The organism is Sphaerisporangium aureirubrum (genome assembly GCF_042658925.1).
GTDB classification, from domain to species: Bacteria; Actinomycetota; Actinomycetes; order Streptosporangiales; family Streptosporangiaceae; genus Sphaerisporangium; species Sphaerisporangium aureirubrum.
The window spans coordinates 172,586-195,115 of record NZ_JBHSRF010000001.1; the positions used below are offsets into that span (position 1 = coordinate 172,586).

The 22,530-nt window shown below is 71.3% G+C and carries 23 protein-coding genes; 16 read left to right on the forward strand and 7 right to left on the reverse strand.

The annotated features are described in order from the left end of the window. The first annotated feature begins 29 nt into the window (after nt 1–29). On the forward strand, nt 30–380 hold the full coding sequence (locus tag ACFP1K_RS00765; protein WP_347626003.1) for a hypothetical protein: 351 nt from the start codon (nt 30–32) through the stop codon (nt 378–380). Here ACFP1K_RS00765 and ACFP1K_RS00770 read toward each other — a convergent pair. Next, nucleotides 377–1,138 (reverse strand): crotonase/enoyl-CoA hydratase family protein, encoded by a 762-nt coding sequence (locus ACFP1K_RS00770; RefSeq protein ID WP_380745959.1) that lies wholly within the window; start codon nt 1,136–1,138, stop codon nt 377–379. The two genes, ACFP1K_RS00765 and ACFP1K_RS00770, sit on opposite strands and share 4 nt — an antisense overlap. 241 nt (nt 1,139–1,379) lie before the next feature. On the opposite strand from ACFP1K_RS00770, the gene ACFP1K_RS00775 reads away from it, so the two are divergent. From ACFP1K_RS00775 to ACFP1K_RS00810, 8 genes are read left to right on the forward strand one after another with little or no spacing between them, the layout of a single operon-like run. Further along, nucleotides 1,380–2,843, forward strand: coding sequence for a sugar transferase (locus tag ACFP1K_RS00775; protein WP_380745961.1), 1,464 nt, complete (start codon nt 1,380–1,382; stop codon nt 2,841–2,843). Further along, a complete protein-coding gene (locus ACFP1K_RS00780) occupies nt 2,843–3,910 on the forward strand; it encodes a glucose-1-phosphate thymidylyltransferase (RefSeq protein ID WP_380745963.1) in 1,068 nt (355 codons plus the stop codon). Before ACFP1K_RS00775 ends, ACFP1K_RS00780 begins: the two co-directional genes overlap by 1 nt. Beyond that, on the forward strand, nt 3,907–4,875 hold the full coding sequence (gene rfbB / locus ACFP1K_RS00785; protein ID WP_380745965.1) for a dTDP-glucose 4,6-dehydratase: 969 nt from the start codon (nt 3,907–3,909) through the stop codon (nt 4,873–4,875). Before ACFP1K_RS00780 ends, rfbB begins: the two co-directional genes overlap by 4 nt. Further along, nucleotides 4,872–5,744, forward strand: a complete 873-nt coding sequence (gene rfbD / locus ACFP1K_RS00790) for a dTDP-4-dehydrorhamnose reductase (RefSeq protein WP_380745967.1) — start codon at nt 4,872–4,874, stop codon at nt 5,742–5,744. Before rfbB ends, rfbD begins: the two co-directional genes overlap by 4 nt. Next, entirely contained in the window at nt 5,744–7,096 is a 1,353-nt protein-coding gene (locus ACFP1K_RS00795) for an MFS transporter (protein ID WP_380745969.1), read from the forward strand. The genes rfbD and ACFP1K_RS00795 overlap by 1 nt, the downstream gene beginning before the upstream one ends. Then, nucleotides 7,093–8,037: a glycosyltransferase family 2 protein gene (locus ACFP1K_RS00800; protein ID WP_380745971.1), complete on the forward strand. Its 945-nt coding sequence runs from the start codon at nt 7,093–7,095 to the stop codon at nt 8,035–8,037. The genes ACFP1K_RS00795 and ACFP1K_RS00800 overlap by 4 nt, the downstream gene beginning before the upstream one ends. Nucleotides 8,038–8,092: 55 nt before the next feature. Then, a complete protein-coding gene (locus ACFP1K_RS00805; protein WP_380745973.1) occupies nt 8,093–9,262 on the forward strand; it encodes a hypothetical protein in 1,170 nt (389 codons plus the stop codon). Continuing rightward, nucleotides 9,229–10,029: a WecB/TagA/CpsF family glycosyltransferase gene (locus tag ACFP1K_RS00810; RefSeq protein WP_380745975.1), complete on the forward strand. Its 801-nt coding sequence runs from the start codon at nt 9,229–9,231 to the stop codon at nt 10,027–10,029. The genes ACFP1K_RS00805 and ACFP1K_RS00810 overlap by 34 nt, the downstream gene beginning before the upstream one ends. Nucleotides 10,030–10,144: 115 nt before the next feature. On the opposite strand, the gene ACFP1K_RS00815 is transcribed toward ACFP1K_RS00810, so the two are convergent. Continuing rightward, entirely contained in the window at nt 10,145–10,984 is an 840-nt protein-coding gene (locus ACFP1K_RS00815; RefSeq protein WP_380745977.1) for a glycosyltransferase, read from the reverse strand. 35 nt (nt 10,985–11,019) lie between these two features. Here ACFP1K_RS00815 and ACFP1K_RS00820 point away from each other — a divergent pair, with 35 nt between their 5' ends. Continuing rightward, entirely contained in the window at nt 11,020–11,616 is a 597-nt protein-coding gene (locus tag ACFP1K_RS00820) for an acyltransferase (protein WP_380745979.1), read from the forward strand. Beyond that, entirely contained in the window at nt 11,613–12,647 is a 1,035-nt protein-coding gene (locus ACFP1K_RS00825) for a TolB family protein (protein ID WP_380745981.1), read from the forward strand. Before ACFP1K_RS00820 ends, ACFP1K_RS00825 begins: the two co-directional genes overlap by 4 nt. Nucleotides 12,648–12,655: 8 nt before the next feature. On the opposite strand, the gene ACFP1K_RS00830 is transcribed toward ACFP1K_RS00825, so the two are convergent. Together ACFP1K_RS00830 and ACFP1K_RS00835 are read right to left on the reverse strand one after the other, a co-directional pair. After that, complete coding sequence (locus ACFP1K_RS00830; RefSeq protein WP_380745983.1) at nt 12,656–13,621, reverse strand: hypothetical protein; 966 nt, start codon at nt 13,619–13,621, stop codon at nt 12,656–12,658. An 81-nt stretch (nt 13,622–13,702) separates the two neighbouring features. Next, nucleotides 13,703–14,395 (reverse strand): hypothetical protein, encoded by a 693-nt coding sequence (locus ACFP1K_RS00835; protein WP_380745985.1) that lies wholly within the window; start codon nt 14,393–14,395, stop codon nt 13,703–13,705. A gap of 177 nt (nt 14,396–14,572) precedes the next feature. On the opposite strand from ACFP1K_RS00835, the gene ACFP1K_RS00840 reads away from it, so the two are divergent. Beyond that, a complete protein-coding gene (locus ACFP1K_RS00840; protein WP_380745987.1) occupies nt 14,573–15,682 on the forward strand; it encodes a hypothetical protein in 1,110 nt (369 codons plus the stop codon). After that, nucleotides 15,679–17,031, forward strand: coding sequence for an O-antigen ligase family protein (locus tag ACFP1K_RS00845; protein WP_380745989.1), 1,353 nt, complete (start codon nt 15,679–15,681; stop codon nt 17,029–17,031). Before ACFP1K_RS00840 ends, ACFP1K_RS00845 begins: the two co-directional genes overlap by 4 nt. A gap of 543 nt (nt 17,032–17,574) precedes the next feature. Here ACFP1K_RS00845 and ACFP1K_RS00850 read toward each other — a convergent pair. Next, on the reverse strand, nt 17,575–18,519 hold the full coding sequence (locus ACFP1K_RS00850) for a hypothetical protein (RefSeq protein ID WP_380745991.1): 945 nt from the start codon (nt 18,517–18,519) through the stop codon (nt 17,575–17,577). A gap of 374 nt (nt 18,520–18,893) precedes the next feature. Between ACFP1K_RS00850 and ACFP1K_RS00855 the strand changes: the two genes are divergently transcribed. Next, nucleotides 18,894–19,964 (forward strand): polysaccharide deacetylase family protein, encoded by a 1,071-nt coding sequence (locus tag ACFP1K_RS00855; RefSeq protein WP_380745993.1) that lies wholly within the window; start codon nt 18,894–18,896, stop codon nt 19,962–19,964. A gap of 213 nt (nt 19,965–20,177) precedes the next feature. On the opposite strand, the gene ACFP1K_RS00860 is transcribed toward ACFP1K_RS00855, so the two are convergent. Continuing rightward, nucleotides 20,178–20,873: a hypothetical protein gene (locus ACFP1K_RS00860; RefSeq protein WP_380745995.1), complete on the reverse strand. Its 696-nt coding sequence runs from the start codon at nt 20,871–20,873 to the stop codon at nt 20,178–20,180. Between the two features lie 207 nt (nt 20,874–21,080). Between ACFP1K_RS00860 and ACFP1K_RS00865 the strand changes: the two genes are divergently transcribed. Beyond that, nucleotides 21,081–21,824 carry a dienelactone hydrolase family protein gene (locus tag ACFP1K_RS00865; protein ID WP_380745997.1) on the forward strand — a complete coding sequence of 248 codons (744 nt, stop codon included), beginning with the start codon at nt 21,081–21,083 and terminating at the stop codon, nt 21,822–21,824. 14 nt (nt 21,825–21,838) lie between these two features. Beyond that, a complete protein-coding gene (locus tag ACFP1K_RS00870; protein WP_380745999.1) occupies nt 21,839–22,111 on the forward strand; it encodes a DUF6295 family protein in 273 nt (90 codons plus the stop codon). A 16-nt stretch (nt 22,112–22,127) separates the two neighbouring features. On the opposite strand, the gene ACFP1K_RS00875 is transcribed toward ACFP1K_RS00870, so the two are convergent. After that, nucleotides 22,128–22,514, reverse strand: a complete 387-nt coding sequence (locus ACFP1K_RS00875; protein ID WP_380746001.1) for a VOC family protein — start codon at nt 22,512–22,514, stop codon at nt 22,128–22,130. Nucleotides 22,515–22,530: the final 16 nt, after the last annotated feature.

Consider the following 22,530-nt stretch of genomic DNA (forward strand, 5'->3'; position numbering starts at 1 on the left):
ATGGCTCGGGAGTCGTCACAATCGCGCCCATGCACGGCAACTCAGTGCCGGATTCCTATGTATACGTCACCGAAGAGGGCGTGACCCGCCACTACGCCGACGGCAGCGTCGAGGCCCTCGCGTGGGAGGACGTCGTCGAGGTCCGTGTCGGGGGCGTCACCGAGTCCGACATCCTGATCGTCCTTCTCGACCGTGACGGTCAGGGCTGCGTGGTGCCGCGCTCCGCCACCGACGCGACCTTCCTGGCGAGGCTCCGCTACCTGCCGGAGTTCGACCTGGACCGGCTCAGCGAGGCGTTCCTCACCGCCAACTCCAGCTACGTCGTCGTCTGGCGCAGCCCCGACCCGCCGTCCCCGCTGCCCGACCTCGAATACGACTAGGACGCGGGGCCGCCGTGCCGCCCCGCGCCCGAGCGGAAACGGCCGACGCCCTCCGCCGCGGCGCGCAGCGACTCCGTCCCGTGCCGGAACTCGTTCCGCATGGCCTCCTCCAGCGGCAGCCCTTCCTGCTCCAGCGCCGACATCCGGTCGCCGCGCAGGCACGCCTGCGGCAGCGCGGCCAGTTCGGCGGCGAGCTCCTCCGCGGCCCGCCTGGCCTGCCCGGACGGCACCACCCGGTCGGCCAGCCCGATGGCCAGCGCCTCCTCGGCCCCGACGGCGCGGCCGGTGAGGATCATGTCCATGGCCCGGCCCGCGCCGACCAGCCGCGGCAGCCGCACGGTCCCGCCGTCGACGAGCGGCACGCCCCAGCGGCGGCAGAACACCCCGAACGTCGCGTCCCGCGCCACCACCCGCAGGTCGCACCAGATCGCCAGCTCCAGCCCGCCCGCCACCGCGTGGCCCTCGACCGCGGCGATCACCGGCTTGCTCAGCCGCATCCGGGTCGGTCCCATCGGCCCGTCGCCGTCCTCGCCGACGCGGTTGCCGCGCGCGGTGCCGATGGCGTGCAGGTCGGCGCCGGAGCAGAAGGTGCCGCCGTCGCCCCACAGCACGGCCACCGCGGCGTCGGACTCCTCGAACTCCCGGAAGGCCGCGGCGAGCGCGTCGGCGGTGGGCCCGTCCACGGCATTGCGGACCTCGGGGCGGTGGAGCACCACCGTGGTGACCGGCCCGGAGCGCCGCACATCTATGCCAGACATGGGGTGAATGTAACCAGGTGGCCGTTAGGTACACGGTTTTGGACCGTTCCGTCAAGGGCGACGCTGCCCCTGGATCTAGGCCGATTGTGGCCATTGCCCAGCTATATCGCTGGTTAGTGATGATCTTTAGTATTTGAACGGGTACCCGTGCTCGTGTTGTTACGGAGAGACGTGACAACCAAAGTGACGCGACAGCCGTCTGTTATCTGCACGACGAGGCAGGAGCAGGGTAGGGGTGGGCATGAGGGTGGGGCTGGAGGAGCGTGCCGTCACGCTGCTCGACACGAGCCCGCTGAATGCGTCCAGCATCTGGACGCGCTCCTATATGCGGGCACTTTTAGCAGGCGACATGGCATGCGCCCTGATCGCCTGCGAAGCAGTCATGGGATTCAGGCTCTGGGTGGGGGCCTTCATCCCATGGTCGGAGTTGCTCTTCGGCTTCGGCCTGGCGCTGGCGTGGCCGTGTGCCATGGCCCTCGCCGGGGTGTACCGGGAGAAGAGCCACGGCGAGGGCAGTGAGGAGTTCCGTGCCGTCTTCGACGGTGGAGTGGGTGTCACGGCCGCGGTGGCCATCGGGGCCTACGCCACCCAGACCATGATCGCGCGCAGCTACGTCATGGCGATGCTGCCGCTGGCGACCGTGCTGACGCTGGTGTTCCGCTACCGCATGCGCAAGCGGCTGCACCGGCGCCGGATCGAAGGCGAGTACCTCCGCCGGGTGGTGGCCGTCGGCCACCGCACCGCCGTGCTCGACCTGGTGATGCAGTTCCGGCGCCAGCCCTACCACGGGATGCGGGTCGTCGCGGCGTGCCTGCCGCCCGGCCAGTTCCCCGGCAACGGCCTCGACATCGACGGCGTGCCCGTCTACGGCGACTTCGCCGACGTCGCGACCGTCGCCGACAAGGTCAGCGCGGACGCGGTGGCCGTGCTCGCCTGCCCCGAGCTGGACGGCGCCGCGCTGCGCCGCCTGGCGTGGAGCATCGAGACCAAGGGCACCGAACTGTTCGTCGCCCCGGCCCTCATGGACGTCGCCGGCCCGCGCACCAGCATCCGCCCGGTCGCGGGCATGCCGCTGCTGCACGTGGAGCACCCGGAGTTCGACGGCGCCCGCCAGGTGGTCAAGAGCCTGTTCGACCGGCTCGTGGCGACCGGGGCGCTGGCCGTCCTCGCTTTCCCCATGCTGTTCATCGCGGTGCTGATCCGCACCACCAGCGACGGCCCCGCGCTGTTCACCCAGATCCGGGTGGGCCGCGACGGGCGCAGCTTCCGGGTCTTCAAGTTCCGCACCATGGTCCAGGACGCCGAAAATCTCAAGCTGGATCTCCAGGTTGACAACGAATTCGACGGCGTGTTGTTCAAGATGAGGAACGATCCACGGATCACCCGGGTAGGCGGGTTCCTCCGGCGCTACTCGCTGGACGAGCTGCCGCAGCTGCTCAACGTCCTGCGCGGCGAGATGTCCCTGGTCGGGCCCCGGCCCCCGCTGCCCGACGAGGTCGCGCAGTACGGCACGGACGTCCGCCGCCGCCTGGTCGTCAAGCCGGGCATGACCGGCCTGTGGCAGGTGAGCGGGCGTTCGGATCTCACCTGGGACGAATCCGTACGCCTCGACCTTCGCTACGTCGAGAACTGGTCCCTCATACTGGACCTGCAGATTCTGTGGAAGACGTGGTCGGCCGTCGTCCACGGGGGAGGGGCCTACTAGTGAAGGCACTCGTGCTCGCCGGCGGCGCCGGCACACGGTTGCGGCCGATCACCCACACGTCCGCCAAACAACTCGTGCCCGTCGCCAACAAACCCGTGCTGTTCTACGGCCTGGAGGCCATCGCGGCGGCCGGGGTGCGCGAGGTCGGCATGGTGGTGGGCGACACCCAGCAGGAGATCGAGGCGGCCGTCGGCGACGGCTCGGCGTTCGGCCTGGAGGTGACCTACCTCCGGCAGCGGGCGCCGCTCGGGCTGGCCCACGCGGTGCTCATCGCCCGGGACTACCTCGGCGACGACGACTTCGTGATGTACCTCGGCGACAACTTCATCGTCGGCGGCATCGAGTCTCTCGTGGACCGTTTCAGGACCGAGCGCCCGGCCGCGCAGATCATGCTGACCCACGTGGCCGACCCCCGGCAGTTCGGCGTGGCCGAGCTGGACGACGCCGGTCGGGTCGTCGGGCTGGTCGAGAAGCCCGAGTTCCCGAAGAGCGACCTCGCCCTGGTCGGGGTGTACCTCTTCACCCCGGCCGTGCACGAGGGCGTGGCCGCGCTCAAGCCCTCGTGGCGCGGCGAGCTCGAGATCACCGACGCGATCCAGTGGCTGATCGACCAGGGGCGGCGGGTCGAGTCGACCGTCATCTCCGGCTACTGGAAGGACACCGGCAACGTCACCGACATGCTGGAGGTCAACCGCATCGTGCTGGACGGGCTGGAGCGCCGCCTGGACGGCGAGATCATCGGCGACTGCGAGATCATCGGCCGGGTCGTCGTCGAGCCGGGCGCCGAGGTGACCCGCTCGCGGCTCGTCGGGCCGGTGGTCGTCGGCGCCGGGGCCGTGGTCCGGGACTCCTACGTCGGGCCGTACACCTCGGTCGCCGAGGGCTGTCAGATTCTGGACAGCGAGATCGAGTACTCGATTCTGCTGCGCCGTGCGTCAATCATCGGGGTACGCCGCATCGAGGCGTCCCTGATCGGGCACGACGTCGAGGTCACGCCCGCTCCCAACACCCCGCGAGCCCATCGGCTGGTGCTCGGCGATCACAGCAAGGTGCAGATCAGCTCATGAGGCTTCTTGTGACCGGCGGCGCCGGGTTCATCGGGTCCCACTATGTCCGCACCGTCCTGACCGGCGGCTACCCGGCGTACGCCGGGGCCAAGGTCACCGTGCTGGACAAGCTCACCTACGCGGGCAACCTCGCCAACCTCGCCCCCGTGGACGGCGGCTTCGAGTTCGTGCACGGCGACGTGTGCGACGCCGCGCTGCTGGCCGACACCGTCCCCGGGCACGACGTGGTGGTCCACTTCGCCGCCGAGTCGCACGTCGACCGGTCCATCGACGGCGCGGCCGACTTCGTGCGCACCAACGTCCTCGGCACGCACGCGGTGATGCAGGCCTGCCTGGACGCGGGCGTGTCCAAGGTCGTGCAGGTGTCCACCGACGAGGTGTACGGCACGATCGAGGAGGGCTCGTGGGCGGAGGACGCCCCGATCCGCCCGCGGTCGCCGTACTCCGCGGCCAAGGCGGGCGGGGACCTCATCGCCCAGGCGTACGCGGTCACCCACGGTCTGCCGGTGTCGATCACCCGCTGCGGCAACAACTACGGGCCCTACCAGTACCCCGAGAAGGTCGTCCCGCTGTTCGTGACCAACCTGCTGGAGGGCGACAAGGTCCCGCTGTACGGCGACGGCGGCAACGTGCGCGACTGGGTGCACGTGGACGACCACTGCCGCGCCATCCAGCTCGTGGCCGAGCGCGGCGAGCCCGGCGAGGTGTACAACATCGCGGGCACGGCCGAGATGGACAACGTCGAGCTGACCGGCCGCATCCTCACCGAGCTGCGGGCCGGCTGGGACATGGTCGAGCGGGTCACCGACCGCAAGGGCCACGACCGGCGCTACTCCCTGGACGACGCCAAGCTGCGCGCCCTCGGGTACGCCCCGATGACCGGGTTCGACGACGGCCTGTCGTCCACCGTGCGCTGGTACGCCGACAACTCGTCCTGGTGGAAGCCGCTCAAGGGCCGGCGGTGAACCGGCCGCTGATCACCGGCGCGAGCGGCATGCTCGGCCGGGCCGTCCTCGCTGCGCTCGCCGCCGACCCGTCGGGCCCGCAGATCACCGCGTACGACCGGGCCGGTCTCGACCTGTGCGACGCCGGCGCCGTGCGCGCCGCCGTCGCGGCCGACAAGCCCGACGTGGTGGTGAACTGCGCGGGCTGGACCGCCGTGGACGCCGCCGAGCACGACGAGGCGGGCGCCATGGCGATCAACGGCGACGCCGTGCGCACCCTTGCCGAGGCCTGCGCGGACCTCGGCGCCACCTTGATCCACATCTCCACCGACTACGTCTTCGACGGCGCCGCGCGCACGCCGTACGCCGAGGACGCGGCGCCCGCGCCGGTCAGCGCCTACGGCCGCACCAAGCTCGCCGGCGAGCGCGCCGTGCTGGAGACGCTGCCCGAGACCGGGTACGTCGTGCGGACCGCCTGGCTGTACGGCGGGCCGCGCCGCGACTTCGTCAGCACGATGATCGCGCTGGAGGCCGAGCGGGACACCGTCCACGCGGTGGCCGACCAGACGGGACAGCCGACCTGGGCCGGGGACCTCGCCGCGCAACTGATGTTGCTGGCGCGCTCCGGCGCGGCGCCGGGGGTCTACCACGGCACGGGCGGCGGCTCGGCGACGTGGTACGACCTGGCCCGCGAGGTATTCACGCTGCTCGGCGCCGGCCCCGAGCGGGTGCGGCCCACCGGGAGCGACGCGTTCCCGCGACCGGCCGCCCGGCCCGCGTACGGCGTGCTCGGCCACGACCGCTGGGCCGCCGCCGGGCTGACCCCCATGCGGCACTGGCGGGACGCGCTGCGCGCGGCCTGGCCGTCGATGGCCGGAGGCCGCGCCTGATGTACCTGTCGGAGACCCGCGGGGCCGACGCGCGCACGCCGTCGCCCGCGGGGGACCAAGCCCCGGACGGCGCGCCGGGCGACCACGGCCTGCCCGGGAAGAACGGCCGGCCCGGCGCGCCGCCCGGCGACCACCTCGCCGTCCCGTCCCGCCTCGGGGACGGCGGCACCAGGCGGATCCTCGCCGGGAACGTCGTCGCGCTCGGCATGGTGAGCCTGTTCACCGACATCTCCTCGGAGATGGTGACGGCCGTCCTGCCGCTGTACCTCATCTACCAGCTCCAGCTCAGCCCGATGCTGTTCGGCCTGCTCGACGGCGTGTACACCGGCGCGACCGCGGTGCTGCGCCTGGTGGGCGGGCACGTCGCCGACCGGTTCCGGCAGCGCAAGCTGGTCGCCGGGATCGGGTACGGGCTGTCGGCCGTCTGCAAGCTCGGCTTCCTCGCCGCCGGCCGCTCCGTGCCGCTGATCGGCCTGGTCGTCGGCCTGGACCGCACCGGCAAGGGCCTGCGTACCGCCCCGCGGGACGCGATGATCTCGCTCAGCGCGCCGCCGGAGGCGCAGGGCCGGGCCTTCGGGCTGCACCGGGCGATGGACACCGCGGGCGCGCTGCTCGGGCCGATCCTCGCCTTCGGGGTGGTCGCCGCGGCCGGCGCCGCGTACGACGCGGTGTTCGTGGTCAGCTTCTGTGTCGCGGTGATCGGCGTGCTGGTGCTCGTGCTGTTCGTCAGGGAGCCGGGCGGCGCGGCCCCGGCGGCCGGGCGGCCGAAGGTCTCGCTGCGCGGCACGCCCGGGCTGCTGCGCGAGCGCACCTACCGTCGCGTCCTGCTGGCCACGCTGCCGCTGTCGCTGGCCACGATCAGCGACTCGTTCCTTTACCTCATGCTTCAGCAGCGCATGGACATCGACGCCGGGTGGCTGCCCCTGCTGCCGGTTGGCGTGTCGGCGGCCTACCTGGTCGCCGCGATGCCGCTCGGGCGGCTCGCCGACCGGATCGGGCGGTCCACCGTCGTGATCGGCGGGTACGCCGCCCTGCTGGTCTGCTACCTGCTGGTGCTCCTGCCGCCCGGCCCGGTGGTCCTGGTGGCCGTGCTCCTGCTGCGCGGCCTGGTGTACGCGGCCACCGACGGCGTGGTCAGCGCGCTGGCCGGCCCGCTGCTGCCCGAGGAGCGGCGGGCCACCGGTCTCGCCGTCGTGCAGACCGGGCAGGCACTCGGCCTCATGGCCGCCTCGTGGGTCTTCGGCGCGCTGTGGACCGCGCAGGGCCCGCAGACCGCCGTCCAGGTGATGGCCGTCGCGCTGTGCGCGGCGCTGGCCGTCGCCGTCCCCCTGCTGAGGAAGGCACGCCGGTGAACCTCTCCGTGATCATCCTGACCTACCGCAGCGCGGGATACGTCACCCGCTGCCTGGACGCCGCCAGGGTGGCGGCCGAGGGCCTGGACGCCGAGATCATCGTCGTCGACAACAACTCGCCCGACGACACCGTGCGGGTGGTCCGTGAGGCCGCCCCCTACGCCAACGTCGTCGCCAGGGACGTCAACGGCGGCTTCGCCGACGGCTGCGCCGCCGGGGCCCGGGTCGCCAAGGGCCGCCACCTGGTCTTCGTGAACCCCGACGCCGAGGTGCGGCCGGACGCCTTCACCGCGCTGCTGGACTGCGCCGAGCGGCACCCCCGCGCGGGCATCGTCGGCGGCCGGTGCCTCACCTCCGGCGGCGGCGACGACCCCCGCTCCTGGTGGGGACGGCCCACGCCGTGGTCGGTGCTGTGCTTCGCCACCGGCCTGTCCACCTTGTTCCCCGGGCACCGGCTGTTCGATCCGGAGTCCCCGGTGACGTGGACCGGCGAGCGGCGGGTGCCGATCGTCACGGGCGCGATGATGCTGGTCGACCGGCGCGTGTGGGACGAGGTCGGCGGCTTCGACACCCGCATCTTCATGTACGGCGAGGACGCCGACCTGTGCCTGCGGGCCAGGGCCGCCGGGTACCGCCCCATGGTGACCGACCGCGCCGCGTTCGTGCACGAGGGCGGGCGCTCGTCGTCCAGCCTGGACAAGCTGGTGCTGTTGTTCACCGGCAAGGCCACAGTGGTGCGCCGCCACTTCCCGCGCGGGCTGCGGGGGGCGGGCGCGCGGGCCCTGCTGTTCGGCGTGTGGCTGCGCGGCGCGCTGAGCGGGCGCGTGGCGGGGCCGGACGCCGATCGCCAGGGCCGTCCGATGGCCAGGCGCGGCGACTGGGCCGAGCTGTGGGCCGCCAGGGACCGGTGGTCCGGAGGCTGGGATGCCAAGAGATCGTGACAGGCCGTTCAGCAACGGAAGCAAACATTCACGGACAGAGTTGGGGGAGTGGGCGATGACCCGCCACGACGGTCGAATCGGGGCGCTCGCCGCGGTCGATCCTTCCGCCGCCGACCTGGTCGACCAGATGGTCGACCTGGCGGTGCGCGGGCTTCCGCCCGGGTACGTGGGCGGCGAGTTCGTCTTCACCCGGCGGGGCAGGCAGGACGCCGACGGCCGCTGGACGGCCGTGCCCGAGGGGCGCAGCGTCCGCTACAGCGCCATCGTGGCCCTCGGCGTCGCCCCGCTGCCGGCGGACGCCCAGCGCGCCGCCCTGGCGGGGGACACCGTGCACGACCTGGTGGGGCGGCTCGTCAAGGGCCTGCCCGGCGTCACCAACCTCGGCGACGCCGCCCTCATCGCGTGGGCCGCCGCGGAGACCGGCCACGCGGACACGCCCCGGGCGCTGGAGCGGCTGGCCGAGCTGGAGCGCGGCGTGCGGTCCGGCGACCCGGTGTACACCGTGGAGGCGGCGTGGGCACTGGCCGCGCTGGCCGCCGCCCACCGGGCCACCGGCGGCACCCCCGACATCGACCGGTGGCTCTCGCACGCCAGGGACCGGCTGCTCGGCGGCCTCGGCGACGACCGGCTCTACCGGCACGTCATCGGCCCCGCCTCGTGGTACCGCGCGCACGTCGGCTGCTTCGCCGACCAGGTCTACCCGTTGCAGGCCCTGGCCCGCCTGCACGCCTGCACCGGCGACACCGCCGCGCTGCGCGCCGCCGGGCGGGTGGCCGAGGGCATCTGCGCGGCCCAGGGGCCGGAGGGCCAGTGGTGGTGGCACTACGACGCACGCACCGGCGGGGTCGTGGAGGGCTACCCGGTCTACAGCGTTCACCAGCTCTCCATGGGGCCCATGGCGCTGCTCGACCTCGCCGACGCGGGCGGCACGGCCTACCTCAAGGAGATCGCGCTCGGCCTGCACTGGATGACGTCCCGGCCCGAGGTCGAGGACGAGCTGATCGTCGAGGAGCTGGACCTCACCTGGCGCAAGGCCGCCAGGGACGACCCGAAGAAGATCGTGCGCGGGGCCCGTGCCGTGGCCACCGCCATCAACCAGGGCGCCCGGCTCGGCGTGCTCGACCGCATCTACCCGCCGATGACCGTGGACCGCGAGTGCCGTCCCTACGAGCTCGGCTGGCTGCTGTACGCGTGGATGTTCACGCTGCCGAGGTCCGGCCGGTGACCGGCGCCGCGCCGCCGGTGTCGCGGCGGGAGCTGGTCGGGGTGGCCTTCGACCCCCTCACCATGGGGCAGACGGTCGCCCGGTGCGTCACGGCGGTGGAGAACAGGGAGAACCTCACCATCGGCGTGGTGAACGCCGCCAAGGCGGTGCGGATGGCCGAGGACACGCTGCTGCGCGACTCGGTGACCTCGTGCGACCTGGTGGTGGCGGACGGCCAGGCGGTGGTGTGGGCGTCCCGGCTGCTCGGCAGGCCGCTGCCCGAGCGGGTCGCCGGCATCGACCTGTTCACCACCCTCATGGAGGAGGGCGGGCGGCGCGGCCACTCGGCGTACTTCCTCGGCGCGCGGCCCGAGGTCCTGGAGAAGGTGCTCGACCAGGTGCGGGCCCGCTACCCGGGCCTGCGGATCGCCGGGGCCAGGGACGGCTACTTCACCGACGAGCAGGCCGCCGAGGTGGCGTCCGCGATCGGCGCGGCGCGGCCCGACCTGCTGTTCCTCGGCATGACCTCCCCCAAGAAAGAGATCTTCCTGGCCCGGTACGCCGACGACATCAAGGCCGGCGTGATCCACGGCGTCGGGGGGTCGTTCGACGTGCTCGCGGGCAAGGTGCGGCGGGCCCCGGTGCCGATGCAGCGCCTCGGCCTGGAATGGCTCTACCGCTTCCTCCAGGAGCCGCTGCGCCTCGGCCCGCGCTACCTGTCCACCAACACCCGCTTCGCCTGGATGGTCGCCAAGGAGTACACCCACGACCGGAAGAAACGCCGGTAGCGCGGTGCCCGAGAACCACCCCGCCGGGCCGGCCGGGTCACGCTGGCCGCTCCCGCTCCGGTCACCCGGCGCGCGGTCCCGGTCACCGGGGCCGCCGCGTCCCGGGGCGTCCGCGTCAGGTGCGGCTGCTCTCGTCGCGCAGCCAGGTGGTGTAGTCCTTGGCCCGTACGGCCCGGCGCGCACGGGCGCGTGCGGTCAGCGTCACGGCGAGGAACACCGCCAGGTGCGGCGCCAGCCACGGGGCGCGACCGGCGATGGCCAGCAGGTCGCGCATGCCCGTGCGGGCCTCCTGGGCGGCCATGGGGCCCTGCTCGATCTCGGCGACCACGGTCACCGCGCGGACCCGGCGGCGCATCAGGTCGCCGAGCGTGCGCGGCGGGTGGATGACCGCGCGCGCCGAGCGCACCACCCGCCGCTCGGCGGGGGCGAAGGCCAGCGACGCGGCCAGGTCGTCCCCCATCACCGGGGGAAGGTCCATGATGCGGCGGTTGCCCTCCTCGGACACCGCGATGACGCCCCGGCCGAACAGCCCCTCCCGCACCGCGGGCAGGCGCGTCCACACCGCGTAGTAGGCGCGCACCGGCCACGGCCGGTCGCGCAGGGCCAGCGCGCGCTCCGGCGCGGCGGCGAGCGTGCCCGAGGCCGCGGACAGGGCGTCGCGCAGCGCGCGGACGTCGGCCGTGCTCACCTGCACGTCGGCGTCGACGTAGACGCGCGGGAAGCCCGCGGCGGCCTCGTCGCCGAGACGCAGCGCCTCACGCTTGGACGGCACCGGCGTCTCGACCACCCGGGCGCCGTATCCCTTGGCGACCTCGGCGGTGTCGTCGTCGCAGCCGTTGGCCACCACCACCACGTCCAGCTCGCCCGGCTCGGCCTCGGCGAGCAGGCTCTCCAGAAGCCGGCCGATGACCCGGCCCTCGTTGTGCGCCGGGATGATGACGCTCGCGCTTGGCATAGTTCCGAAGTATTCACCCTGAACGGGAGCATCCGATGACCGAACCGCGAATCGCGCCCACCGCGGACGTCGATCCGAGCGCGCAGCTCGGCGCGGGCACCACGGTGTGGCACCTCGCCCAGATCCGGGAGAAGGCCGTCCTTGGCGAGGGCTGCATCCTCGGCCGCGGCGCCTACGTCGGGCCCGGCGTCCGGATCGGCGACCGGGTCAAACTGCAGAACTACGCGCTGGTCTACGAGCCCGCCGTGCTGGAGGACGGCGTGTTCGTCGGCCCGGCCGCCGTGCTGACCAACGACGTGTACCCGAGGTCCACCGACGTCGACGGCGAGCTGAAGCGCGACGGCGACTGGCCGGCCGAGGGCGTCATCGTCCGGCGGGGCGCGTCGGTGGGCGCGCGGGCCGTCATCGTCGCGGGGCGCACCGTCGGGCGGCACGCCCTGGTGGCCGCAGGCGCCGTGGTGACCAAGGACGTGCCGGACTTCGCGCTGGTCGCGGGCACCCCCGCCCGGCGCATCGGCTGGGTCGGCCGCGCGGGGGTGACGCTGCACGAGCAGTCCCCCGGACGCTGGCGCTGCCCGGACACCGGCGAGCTGTACGACGAGCGCGACGGCCACCTCAGCGGGCCCCTGTGAGCGTCTCCGAGCTGTCCGGGCGGTCCAAGGCCGCGATCGTGGTGATCGTGGTCCTGCTGGCCACCGCCGGAGCCGTGGGGTACGTCCTGCGGGCGCGCTCGGCCGCCTCGTCCCCGGCGGCCGCCCCGGCCGGTGCCGGCCCGGCGGGTGCGCCGGCCACGCCGCTGCCGCGGGAGACGTCCCTGGAGCCCGGCTCGCTGCTCATGGTGCGGGCTGGTCCCTCGGCCGACAGCGGCACCGTGCTCGCCGTGCCGGGGCGCGGGGAGTCGGCGGCCCGCGGCACGGGGCTGCACTGCAAGCGGTTCTACGCCGCCAAGGGCACCGCCCTGTGCCTGCGGGTCACCACCGGGCTGGTCACCCGCTCGGAGGCCGTCGTGCTGGACGACCACCTGCGCGAGAAGCGCGCCGTCCCGCTGTCGGGGGTGCCGAGCCGGGCGCGGGTGTCGGCGAGCGGGCGGATGGCCGCCTGGACGTTCTTCGTCACCGGCGACTCCTACCTCGCCACCGGCTTCTCCACCCGCGCGGGCATCCTGGACACCCGGACCGGCAAGCTGGTGAAGAGCCTGGAGGACTTCACGCTGGAGATGGACGGCCGGACGCACCGCGCGCCCGACGTGAACTACTGGGGCGTCACCTTCGCCGCCGACGACAACCGCTTCTACGCGACGGTGTCCACCGGGGGGCGCACCTACCTGATCGAGGGCGACTTCGCCGCGCGCCGCATGCGGACGCTGCGCGAGAACGCCGAGTGCCCCTCGCTGTCCCCGGACGGCGAGCGCCTCGTGTACAAGAAGCGCACGGGCGACGCCGCGGACCCGTGGCGGCTGTACACCCTGGACCTGCGCACCGGCCAGGAGAAGGCCCTGGCGGAGACGGCGAACGTCGACGACCAGGCCGCCTGGCTCGACGACCGCACGGTGATGTACAGCCGCCTGCGCGGCGACAGCTCGGACGTGTGGACGGTGCCCGCCGACGGCTCGGGCCGTCCCGCGCTGTTGCTGCGCGACGCCTACTCCCCGGCCGCGACGTGAGACCGGGGTCAGGGGGCGACCGGCTCGCCGGACTCCTCCCAGACGTTGCCCTCGAAGCGGTTGCCCCTGCCCTCGGTGGTGAAGTAGGTCAGCGGGCCCCAGAAGCCGCCCTTGTCGAACAGGCGGCGGGTGAAGGTGTTGTTCAGGATGCGGATGCCGGTCGGCGTGCCGAACTTCCCCTCGCCGCCGTAGACCGTGTAGCCCCCGCCGCCGAGCAGGTTGCGCTCGATGAGCACGTCGTGTGCCCGGCTGAAGTCCTGATACAGCGAGATGGCCGAGGTCTGGGACAGCTGGTTGAGGATCGTGTTGTGGCGGATCGTCAGCGACATGCCCTTGCGCGGCGAGCCGTTGGCCTGCGGGCCGGTCACGTGGTCGCCGGGCCACTCCTTGAAGTCGTGCATGTAGGAGTCCTCGATGAGGCCGTGGTCGGTGCCCACGGAGTTCGGCACGGTGTGGATGTTCACCCGGCGCACGGTGATGTCGCCGCCCTGGTTGAGCACCCCCCACTGGGCCTTGACCACGCCGTCGCCGGAGATCTCGCTGTCCTCGATGACGGCCCCGGAGGCGCCCTTGGTCTGGATGACCGACCAGTCGCCCTCGCCGATCACCCGCACGTTGCGCACGGTCACGTCGTCGGCCTTGATGTTCAGCTTGCCGTGCACCTCGAGGTTCTCCACCACGGCCCCGGGCCGCTCCACCGTCACCTCGCCGACCTTCGTCAGCTTCACCCCCGGCCGCACACCCGTGGTGGCGGCGGAGGGGAAGCCGTCCGGGATCCGCTGGGCCGGGCCGGACGGGGACGCGGAGGGGGTGGGGGTCGCGGGACCGGAGAACACGCCCTCCAGGCCGCCGGGCGAGCGGCTGGGCAGGGGGTCGCGGGCGCCGGCGGCGCCTCCCGCGCAGCCCGCCGCGGCCACGCCGGCGAGCGCGCACGCGGTCAGCAGGGCGAGCCGCCCCGGCAGGGAAGAGCGCATTGCCTGTCTCCCGGTGATCGAAGGTCGGAACGCTCCAAATCATCTGATTTCAGAACGCAGTCAACTTCTCGCCGATCGGAACTACGGATGAGCGCCCACCCTGGCGCCCACGGGACCGGCCCGCCGCACCGTGCGCCGTCCCGGCAGGTGGCCGCCGCCGGTCAGACCGGTGCCGCCAGGCCCGGGGGCGTTCCGGTCGCGGGTGAAGGCCAGCACCGCGGCCGACGACAGGACGGCGAGCAGCGCGATGCCCACCTGGGAGCGTCCGCGCTGCAGGCCCTGGCGCTGCGGGCCGATGATGTCGCCGATGGCCTCCCACTTGATCATCACCCTGCCGTCCGCCCCGGCGGAGGTCTGCAGGCTGGTGAGCTTCTGCGTGAGCAGGCGCAACGCGAGGTCGAGGGTGCGCTTCGACTCCTGCGGATCGGCGGACAGCGCCTGGAGCGAGGCGTACGGCTGGCCGTAGACGGGCAGCTCCTCGTTTCCCCAGTGCGCGACCTCGTAATCGAACTTCGCGGTGCCCCCGAGCCGCCGCAGACGCTGCTGCGTGCCCGGGTTGTCGAAATAGCGCGCGGTCGCCAGCGCCATGTAGATGTGGTTGTCGGTGAAGTGGCCGTAAACCTCACCCTGGAACCGGCTTGTCTTGGTGACGAACGCGACCGTGACCGAAGTCTGGTAAAGAGGTGACCGATATCGCACCCAATACACCGCGCAGGCGGCGACCAGGAAGATCAGCGCCAGGCAGCAACCCCGCGCAACCAATCGCCTTCGCACCGACACATCGTGGCACAGGCGGGGGGAGTTTTGGGACAGGCCTGGTAAAGAAACCAGACAGAGGAAACACTTGAGGCGATGACAACGCGCCAGGCTTCTCCAGCGTCTTATCCCGGGCGACCCGGCGGGGTGGGAGACACGGCCGAGTCGTCGTCTGGGCGGGGGTGAAGGGACACTATGGACCTGCTTGATTCACTGCGGGCGCTGCTGAAGCGCTGGCCGGTGACCGTGGCGCTGCTGGTCGCCACGATCGCGGCCACCTTCGGCGCGATGACGGCGATCCCCTGGCAGTACGAATCGAAGGCCACCGTCGTCTTCCTGTCCTCCCGCAAGGGCGCCCAGCCGGTGGGGGGGAACCCGTGGCTGGCGTTCGACGGGTCGCTGACCATCACGGCCGAGGTCATCGCCCGCGGCATGAGCGACGAGCGCACGCTGCAGAAGCTCAAGGACCAGGGCAACACCGCCGAGTTCACCGTTGGCCTCGCGCAGGACTCCCGCGGCCCGCTGCTGGACATCACGGCCACCGCGCCCGACCCCAAGGTCGCCCAGGCCACGATGGAGGCGCTGGCGACGCTGAGCGCGCAGCGGCTCAACGAGATGCAGCAGAAGTCGTCCATCCTGCCGGACGCGACCATCCGCGCCGAGCTGGTGACCTCCACCGACAAGGCCGAGCTCACCCCGGAGAAGAAGATCAGAATGCTGCTGATCATCTTCGCGGGCGGCTGCCTGCTCACTCTCGGCATCCCGCTGTTCCTGGAGTCGCAGGCGCAGAAGCGCAGGCGCCAGAGCCAGCCCGACCAGCCGCCCACCCACGTGGGTCCGCCCCCGGCGGGCATGTCGCACTCCCAGCGCGCCTCACGCACGCCCGCCGGCGGTCCCCGCCCGACCGGTCCCACCGTGCCGCGCAGCCGTCCACCGGCGCGGGTGCAGCGCTCCATCGACCCGCCGGAGCCTCGGTTATACGACCGGCGCATCGGCTCTCCGCCGCCGTCCACCGGCAAGCACGGGTCGCCCGCCGAGCCGCGCGACCCGTGGGACCGGGCGAGCGACCCCGACGACGAGTTCACCACGCAGATCCCGGTGGTGAAGGCCAGCGAGGACCTCTACGTCTGGACCGACGACAAGGACCGTCCGCGCGGCGCGCCCCCGGCCTCGTCCGGGCGGCAGGAGTCGAAGGGCAAGCGGTCGTCCAGTCGCGGTTCGTCCTCCGGCTCCGGGAAGGCACCGCAGAACGGCGCCGGTGACGAGCCGTACGTCGTGTTCGACCCCACCACTCCCGGTCGGTGACGAGCACGTCCGAGGCCGCGAGGGCCCACACACCCACCCGCCGGCCGCTGAAGCGCCGGACCCTGTTGCCGAAGACCCGCGTCGACCCGGTGACGATCATTTCGTTCTTCCTGGTCATCCTGTTCGTCATGCCCGCCAGGTATGTCGTGGGGCCGCTCGGCGGCGCGGGCTCGCCCGCGTCCATGACCGCGGTGATGCTCCTGGTCTGGTACCTCCTGTCCACCCTGTCCCCGCGGTGGACCCCGTTGCGCGGACGCCAGCCGGTGCGCGCCGTCATCGTCTTCTTCGCCCTGGCCGTCCTCGCCAGCTACGTCGCCGCGATGACCCGCCCCGTCTCCGCCGAGGAGCTGAACGCCGCCGACCTCGGGCTGGTGCTGGTGGCGGGCTGGGCCGGCATCGCGCTGGTCACCGCCGACGGCATCAACGACATGGACCGCCTGGAGACCCTGCGCCACCGCATCGTCCTTGGCGCCACGTTCCCGGCGGGCGTCGCGATGGTCCAGTTCTTCACCGGCATCGAGATCACCCAGTACCTCGCCCTCCCCGGCCTGGTCGAGAACGGCGCGGGCGTCCTGTTCGAACGCGAGGGCTTCTTCCGCCCCTCCGGCACGGCCACCCACCCGATCGAGCTCGGTGTCGTCCTCGCCGCAATCCTCCCGCTGGCCCTGCACGGCGCCATCTTCTGCCGCGACCCCCAGGCCCGCCGCAAGCGCTGGATCATGGTCGCCCTCATCGCCACCGCTCTGCCCATGAGCGTCTCCCGCTCGGCCATCCTCGGCCTCTTCGTCGCGATGATCGTCCTGCTGCCGACCTGGAAGCCCGAATGGCGCCTGCGCGCCATCCTCATCTTCGGCGTCGCCTCCATCGTCATGCGCGTCATGATCCCCGGCCTGATCGGCACCGTGCTCAACCTGATCTCGGTGATCGGCGCCGACGAGAACTCCACCACCCGCACCGGCGACTACGACGCCGTCGTCCAGGCCGTCTCCCAACGCCCGCTGTTCGGCCAGGGCTTCGCCACGTACCTCCCCCGCATCTACCGGGTGATCGACAACCAGTACCTCATGTCCGCCCTGGAAACCGGCCTGGTAGGCGTGGCCGCCCTGCTCGTCTTCCTCCTGGCCGGCTGGGTCCTGGCCCGCCGAGCCAGAAAGGCCGCCACCTCCGAAGAAACCCGCCACATGGCCCAATGCTTCGCCGCCAGCTCCGCGGTGGCCATCTTCGGCTTCGGCACCTTCGACGCCTTCAGCTTCCCCATGATCGCCAACGTGATGTTCCTCCTACTAGGCTGCACCGGCGCCCTATGGCGCCTCCAAACCCAAACCCCCACCCACCCCCCCACCCACTAAAAAACCACCCCCACCCCAAAACGGACCTCGCTCCGCTCGGGCTGTTTTTCCCAACCCCCACCGCACCGCCGGCCCCCATCAGGGATCTCATGACCAGATGGTCGGTGGGTAGGAGATCGACGGACGGGTGTGTCTCGGGGGACCACGATGTCGACGCTCGCCGGGATGTCGTCGATCAGTTCATGGATGCGAGCGCGGACTCGCCACATCTCCGGCCGACGACAGGGAAGCCAGATCGCGCGAAGAGATAGCCGCTCTTCGGGCCTGCGCCGTCCTGAACGTCGGGGCGAGCACGGCCAGGCGGACCTCGATCCGATAGCTCGTCGGAAGATCTCTGTATCGAAAGCTACCCATGAGGTCATGCGAGGGGATGGGTTCGATACATCGGAGCTGTCGGCTGACTGGATCGCTCGCTAACGGTCGCGGCTCGTCACGACGGTCCGAGCCTCCGGTGACCACCGGGCAAACCGGTAGGGAGGGCCGGGCCAACTCGGCCCTCCCTACCCGCCGTGGATCACTGAGAGAAGCCTGCTCGGGTACACGTCAGACGCGGCGGACCTGCTCGGTGTCTGAGCCGCCGAAGTTGCTGGTCACGGTGATGGCGGTGGGTTTGGTGACCCAGCCGCGTTGGTCGTCGTAGCGGCCGTTGCCGCGGTTGGTGAGGAGGAACATCAGGACGTCGGTGCCGGCGTGGTAGACGCTCAGGATGGCGTTGGGGTTGGTGCTTCTGGCCTCGATGCGGAGTAGGCCGGACTTCCAGGTGGCGCGGGTGATCGTGACCACGTCGGAGACGGGGGGGCCGGTGGCGGGGGCCACTGTCAGTGTGCCGGTGCGGGTGGAGCCGTTCGCGGTGGCGGTGATGGTCACGGTTGTGCGGGCGGTCACGGCGCCGGTGGTGACCGGGAACGCTCCGGACGCGGCGCCGCCGTTCACCACCGTCGTGGCGGGGACGTTCGCCACCGCCGGGTTGCTGCTGGTCAGGCTCACCACCGCGCCGTCGGTCGCGGAGGCGAACCGTACGGTGCCCGTCGCGGCGCCGCCGCCCTGGACGGTCGCGGGGCTGAAGGTCACGGAGGTGATGGCCGGGCCGGACGGCAAGGGATTGATCGCCAGGCAGTCCGCCTGCGTGACGGCGCCCACCGTGCCGAGCACGCAGGCGAAGCCCCCGGGACCGCTGAACGCGATGGTGGTGACGGTGAAGCTCGCACTGGTCGCCCCGGCGGGGATGGTGACCGTCGCCGGTACCCGCGCCACGGTCGTGTCCGTGCTCTCCAGCGCGACGACCGTGTTCGTGGTGGTCGCCGCGTCCAGGGTCACCACGGCGTCGGCCGGAGTGCCCGCGTCCACATCGTCCTGGACGATGTTCAGACCGGCGAGCGTGCCGGCGCTCAGTGCGTGCGCTGTCCCGCCCGGCACCACGCCGAGTACGAGCGTCGCCGAGGCCGCCACGACCGACAGCCTCCGGGCTAACTCGGAGAGTCCCTTCACGCCAGCCTCCGCTCAGATGCCACCCGAGACCCTAGATCGGATGATTTTTCCTTCATATCACCCAGCTGTCCGCGCGCCCCGGCGCCGCCGAGCAGGCACCGTCCCGGACGCCGTCCACCCTGACCGGTCTCGGTCTTCGAAAGTTTCTGATCGTTCCGTGGCGTTTCAGCAGCTAGTTGCTCGCTTAAACGGTTCCGTGGGTCGAAACGTTTCATGGATTTCTTGACGTATTTCGGAGTGCTTCTCAAAATGAGGCGGCAGTTGACCCCCCACCTCCCGATGAATGTTCCACTGGAGGATCAGGCATGCTCGACAACGCGACTCCCGCCGGTCCGAGACAGCAACGGCGTTCGCGCCTCCGTGGCGCGCTTGTGGTGGGCGTCGCCTTAGCGCTGGGGGCGGCCGTCGCCGTGACCCTGCCGCGTATGGCGGCGGCCGCCGACTGCAGCGCCGGATACGTCGGGCTCACTTATGACGACGGGCCGAACCCGAGCAACACCAACACCCTGCTGAACGCGCTGCGGCAGAACGGTCTGCGGGCCACCTTCTTCAACATCGGACAGAACGCGCAGAACAACCAGGCGCTGGTCCGGGCCCAGCGGGACGCCGGGATGTGGATCGGCAACCACAGCTACACCCACCCGCACATGACCTCGATGACCACCGCGCAGATGCAGTCGGAGGTCCAGCGGACCCAGCAGGCCATCCAGCAGGCCACCGGGACCGCGCCGAGGCTCTTCCGGCCGCCGTACGGGGAGACCAACGCCACGCTGCGGTCGGTCGAGCAGCAGATGGGGCTCACCGAGGTCCTCTGGGACGTCGACTCCCAGGACTGGAACGGCGCCAGCACGGCCGCGATCGTCTCGGCCGCCGGGCGGCTGACCAACGGTCAGACCATCCTGATGCACGACCAGTACGCGACCACGGTCCAGGCGATCCCGCAGATCGCTCAGAACCTGGCGAGCCGCAACCTGTGCGCCGGCATGATCTCCCCCTCCACCGGCCGTGCCGTGGCCCCCGACGGCGCCACCCCCACGGTGACCCCCACGGTCACCCCGACCCGCACCCCCACCGTCACTCCGACCGTGACTCCCACGGTGACCCCGACGGTGACCCCCACCTCGACCGGCCCCTGCCGGGTGACCTACACCATGAACACCTGGAACAACGGCTTCACCGCCGCCGTCACCGTGGCCAACACCGGCACCACCACCATCAACACCTGGTCCCTGGTCTTCCCCCTCCCGAGCGGCCAGACCATCACCTCGCAGTGGAACGCCACCATCAGCCCCACCACCGGCCAGGTGACCGCCAGAAACGTCTCCTACAACGGCACCATCGCCCCCGGCTCCTCAGCCTCCTTCGGCTTCCAGGCCACCCACAACGGCACCACCGGCAGACCCGCCTCCTTCACCCTGAACGGCACGGCCTGCACCTCAGCCTGACCCGCAAAAGATGACAAGCCACCCCGGCGCGGCCCTCAACGACCGCGCCGGGCCACACTCACAAGGGGTGACCCGTTGGTGGTGGCACGCGACCCGGTTGACCCTCATCGAATGAGGAGATAAATTAGCCATGTTGTCAGATCCACTGCGGTGAGATCTGAAAGTAAGCCTCGGGAGTTCCTGCCGGACGACAGGGCCCGGGGCTTGCGTGTTTTACGAGAACAAATCCGTGGTCTTGATCACCTGGACCGTGACCCTGGAGGAGATCCTCTCCAGATACTTGGGCTCTCCGACACGCGCCTGGCTCACCGCCCCGCAGAAAATGTCGGGAATCCAGAGCATTGGATCCTTTGGTCCTGGTTCGTGAGCTAGACGCAGCCCGGAGCTGACCTCCTTTCTCCTGCGCATATGTTGCATCATCTGATGGTCACGCTTGTCGTCGGCCGGCCCTCTTGGCTCCAGGACGAGATGGGCGCATCCCATACAGTCGAGCTCCCGGAAGAGCTGCTCAAGGCACTTCCTGCGCCGTCGTTCGATCCGGTCGAGTCCTCCTGAGGATCTCACTACCACAAGGCCCTCGATCGGCATGTCAGCAACCGCGTCGACCAGCTTCAGCCTTCGGTCGGAACTCTCAGCATGCCAATGCACCTTGCGCTGACCTTTGAGGAGGAGACTTCGCATCGCATCACGCAGGTGGCTAATTGCCCTGAATTCACTTAATATGGCCGCCATCATGTACGTCCCGGGATCCCGCCTCTCACATGAGGCAGACTCGTCTCCCCAGGCCGCATACATAAACGCCTCCCACCCTGTCCATGGCTTTGTTGGGTTTCCACCACAACAGCTCATGAATTCGACCGGGGGAAGAATAGTGGGGCGAGAGGGCTTCAGGTGGGCGATCAGGCGCACCCGATCAACCCACCCGCCGGCCCCGTGACCACTGTTGATCGCCGCCGCCACCGTAGTGGGTCAGCGCGGCCGTGGAGTGGCGACGCTGTGGAAGGAGGGCGATGCCGTGGAAGCCGGGGGTGGTGGGGTCACTAGCATTCGGTGCGTAGACGGATCTTCTGTGGACGATCGTCGCACCGGGTCTCGTGGTGCATGGGAGGCGTGGACATGAACGACGCGATATGGGCGGGTTCGGTGAGCCTGACTGGGTACGAGGGTGCGGAGCTGGAGGCGTATCTCGCGCGGCCGCTGGATGACCGGCGGCGGGGTGGGGTGGTGGTGATTCACCACATGCCGGGCTATGACGACGGGACCAAGGAGATCGTTCGCAGGTTCGCGGTCAACGGGTACGCGGCCGTCTGCCCGAACCTGTACTCCCGGGAAGGGGCGGGGGTCAGTCCGGACGACCAGGCCGCGGCGGCGCGGGCCAAGGGGGGGATCCCGGACGGGCAGCTCGTCGGTGATGTCGCGGGGGCGGTGGCGTATCTCAACTTCCTGGAGCACGCCAACGGGAAGATCGGGGTGATCGGCTACTGCTCGGGCGGACGGCAGTCCTTCCTGGCCGCCTGCTCGCTCCAGATCGACGCGGCGGTGGACTGCTACGGCGCGTTCGTGGCGTCCGACCCCCCGGCGGAGTTCCCGCTCAAGGTCAGCTCGCTGCTGCACAAGGCGCCGGACCTGTCCTGCCCGGTGCTCGGGCTGTTCGGGGAGGACGACTCCTACCCGCCTCCCGCCGAGGTCGCCATGCTCGACGCCGAGCTGGAGAGGCTGGGCAAGGAGCACGAGTTCCACATCTACCCGGAGGCCGGCCACGCGTTCTTCTCCGTCGACCGGCCCGCGTACCGCCCGGCCGCCGCGACGGACGGCTGGAAGAAGATCTTCGCCTTCTACGGCCGCCACCTCGCCGCCTGACAAGGAGACCCGGCATGTGCACCTATCTCACCGAGAAGATCGAGCTCGACGGCGCGGGCAAGGGCGCCACCGGCTGGTTCACGCTCAGCCAGGGCGCCGTCTACGTCGACCACCCCTACCACGCCTGCCACGAGCACACGGTGAACATCGACTTCACCAACCCGTCCGACGGGCCGTCCGCGCGGGTGGCCGTCGAGCTCACCGAGGAGTCGGCGCTCGCCCTGGTCGAGGCCATCCAGAAGGCGCTGGCCGCCGCCCCGCCCGGCCTCGCCTCCGCTCACCGCTGACGCCGGCCGTACCCGTTCAGGACGGGAAGAGGCAGAACTCGTTCCCCTCGGGGTCGGCCAGCACGACGTGGTCCTCGTAGTTGTCCAGCACCTGGGCGCCGAGGCCGATCAGATGCTTCACCTCGGCGTCCAGGTCCCCGCTCACGAGGTCCAGGTGGAAGCGGTTCTTGGCCGTCTTCCGCTCGGGGACCAGCACGAAGAAGAAGCGGGGCCAGACGCCCGGCGCCGCCTCCACCAGCACCACGGGGTCGTCCTCAGGGGAGAGGATGCCCTGCGCGCGCAGCCGTTCCAGCTCGGCCTCGTCGTACGGCGCGACGTCGTAGCCGTCCAGGACGGCCGCCCAGAACCGGGCGGCCGACGCGGGATGGTGACAGTCGACCACGACGTCCTTGATCCATGCCATGGCCCTTATCGTGCCG